The 2,683-nt window shown below is 68.8% G+C and carries 4 protein-coding genes; all 4 read left to right on the forward strand.

Annotated features, from left to right (window positions below; translation table 11 throughout):
- Window positions 1–167: 167 nt before the first annotated feature.
- Window positions 168–488 (forward strand): hypothetical protein, encoded by a 321-nt coding sequence (locus tag ROTAS13_RS22580; RefSeq protein WP_075823507.1) that lies wholly within the window; start codon window positions 168–170, stop codon window positions 486–488.
- 81 nt (window positions 489–569) lie between these two features.
- Entirely contained in the window at window positions 570–905 is a 336-nt protein-coding gene (locus ROTAS13_RS22585) for a hypothetical protein (RefSeq protein WP_075823508.1), read from the forward strand.
- A complete protein-coding gene (locus ROTAS13_RS26630) occupies window positions 902–1,696 on the forward strand; it encodes an XF1762 family protein (protein ID WP_075823509.1) in 795 nt (264 codons plus the stop codon). The genes ROTAS13_RS22585 and ROTAS13_RS26630 overlap by 4 nt, the downstream gene beginning before the upstream one ends.
- A gap of 162 nt (window positions 1,697–1,858) precedes the next feature.
- The coding region (locus ROTAS13_RS22595; protein ID WP_139323507.1) for a DNA cytosine methyltransferase at window positions 1,859–2,683 on the forward strand (825 nt) is incomplete at its 3' end.

The following is a 2,683-nucleotide window of genomic DNA, read 5'->3' on the forward strand; positions in this document are numbered from 1 at the left end:
TTTTGGCCGCTCTCCTCGCCGCCCTCCGACAGGCAATCCTCACCCCGATCAGCCAAGCCAGCGTCCCGACAGGCCGCACCCTGCTCGCAGGGGCGACAGCCTGAAGACGTTGTTCAAGGCCGACTACCGACCGTGTCGCGCGCCGGACACCGTGAGGGAGCGCGCCGGTGATCCGCTCCTTCCTTGACCTCTCCAGCGGTCACCTCTCGCCGGAAACCTGGACCTGGCTCGACGCCCAGACCACGGACGAGGTGGTGCGCAGCCTCGGCCCGAGCGCCCAGGTCGTGCTGGCCGGCGGCATGCGCTACGGCTGGTTCATCTACGCCGACGAGGAGCCCGGGGAGGCGATCCCGGCCGACCTCGCCGCGGTGTTCCGCCTCGGGCGGCAGCGTGGCTGCGAATACGTCCTCTTCGACTGCGATGCAGTCCTGATGGAGGACCTGCCCATCCTGCACCCTGACTTCGCCGAACCCGTCACAACTGCGTGACCTCCGCTTCCTTCCCGAATGCCCGACCCGCTGCCCTTGGCAGCGGGCGCTGCCGCATGCGTGCAGCTGAAAGGACGATCCATGGCCATCTGCCCGAACCAGCATATGCACCTGCTGCTGCAGGCGCTGAAGGACCGGGACCGCGAGGTGTTCACCATCACGCTCGCGGAGCTGCTGCTTTGGCTGCAGGTGTCGGGCAACCCGATGCCGAACATCCGCATGGCTATCGTCACCGCGAGCGCGATGGACGCCGCGGAGGAGACCCTGCGCGAGAAGGCGCAGGCGCTCCGCGCGATGATGGGCCATGAGCCGAGCCTTTCGCGCCAGCTGGAGGGCGAGGCGGCCGAGCACGAGCAGATTGCCGACGCTCTGCGGTCACTCAGCAACGACACCGATTTCATCGTGGTGCAGCAGTGACCCGGCTGACCTGCCTCTGGTGCGGCCAGCCGGAGGTACTGGAGATCGCGGAAATCTGGAGCAGCCATGAATTCATGATGGAGACCTGCTGTTCCGCGCGCCATGAACAGCTGGTTGCCGAAATGGCCGACGATCCTGATTGGGCAACCGGCTTGATGCGCCACCTCGGCGCCGAGGAGCTGACCGGCTTCCGTCTGCGCCGGCTCTACGACAACCAGTGCAGTCCGCCCGTGCTGGACTTCCGCCTCACCGTCGAGCCGGTGCAGTTCGCGACTATGCAGGCCTTCGTGCGCGACCACCACGCGCACTGCCCACCGCCGGTGACCTGGCGCTTCGGGGCCAGCATCTTCAATGGCCGGACGCAGATCGGCGTCGTCTCGGTCGGCAATCCCGTCGCCCGCGCCTACATGCATCGGGGTTGGGTCGAGGTGAACCGCCTGTGCATCCGGCGTGACACCGCGCCTCAGCTCCGCTGGTGCGCGTGTTCGCAGCTCTACGGCTACGCGGCGCGCGAAGCCGAGCGGCGCGGCTTCAGCAAGATCATCACCTACATCCGTGAGGACGAGGAAGGCACCAGCCTTAGAGCTGCGGGTTGGCAGTGTGAAGGCCCTGCGGGCGGACGCAGCTGGAACAGCGGCGCGCGGCGGCGCAACACCGACAACGCTTTCGTGCCCAAGCTGCGCTGGTCACGGCTTCTCAAGCCGAAGCCAATGCGAAGCTCCGCGACGCAGACACCAATTCGTAAGACCACGCGCCATCGCTCGGCATCAGCGTGGCTGCAGGCTGCCTGAAGCGGGAGAAGGCAGGCGGGGAAGGGGTGAGGAGGGGAGACGCCTGACACCCCCGGTCCGCCGCCGCAAGGGACGGCTTCGCCCGCGCTGCGCGCGCCCTTGCCCCGGCGGCCCCGGGGCGTCCGCGGGGGAGGGGTTCAGAAACCCTCGAAAGAGACCCCGATGCAGATCCACTCGCTCACCGATCGCCGCGAGATACGGCACTTCCACCTGTTCGCCGGGCTGGGCGGCGGCGCCAGAGGCTTCAACGCCGGCAGCGCGCGCGTCGGCAACATGGTCGCACAGTTCCGCTGCCTCGGCGGGATCGACGTGGACCCCGGCGCGATGCGCGATTTCGAGCGCCTCGCCGGCGTCAAGGGCACCGTGCTCGACCTGTTCGACCGCGAGCAGTATCGCGCGTTCCACGGCAGCGAGCCGCCGCCCGACTGGCGCGAAGCGACCACGGCCGACATCCACGCCGCGGCGGGGCACGAGCGCCCCCACATCGTCTTCCTGTCCGCGCCCTGCAAAGGATTCAGCGGCCTGCTGTCCGAGAGCAAGTCGCAGAGTGCCAAATACCAGGCGCTGAACCGGCTGACGCTGCGCGGCATCTGGCTGACGCTGGAGGCGTTCGCGTCCGACCTGCCCGAGCTCATGATCTTTGAGAACGTGCCCCGCATTCAGACGCGCGGGCGCCAGCTGCTCGACCGCATCTGTGGCCTGCTGCGCAGCTACGGCTACGAGGTGGCCGAGACGACGCATGATTGCGGCCGGTTGGGAGGTCTCGCACAGTCGCGCAAGCGCTTCCTGCTGGTCGCGCGGCACCGCGAGAAGGTGCCGCCCTTCCTGTATGAGCCGCCGAACCGGCCGCTGCGCTCGGTCGGCGACGTGCTCGGCCGCATGCCGCTGCCGGGCTCGGGCCTGGGCGGGCCGATGCACCGCATCCCCAGCCTGCGCTGGCAGACCTGGGTGCGGCTCGCCTTTGTCGAGGCCGGCAGCGACTGGCGC

The sequence above is a fragment of the Roseomonas sp. TAS13 genome (genome assembly GCF_001950415.1).
GTDB classification, from domain to species: domain Bacteria; phylum Pseudomonadota; class Alphaproteobacteria; order Acetobacterales; family Acetobacteraceae; genus Roseomonas; species Roseomonas mucosa.

Excerpts from the sequence above, each read along its gene's own strand:
- ROTAS13_RS22585 (WP_075823508.1), top strand. The coding sequence starts at position 570 with ATGGCCATCTGCCCGAACCAGCATATGCACCTGCTGCTGCAGGCGCTG.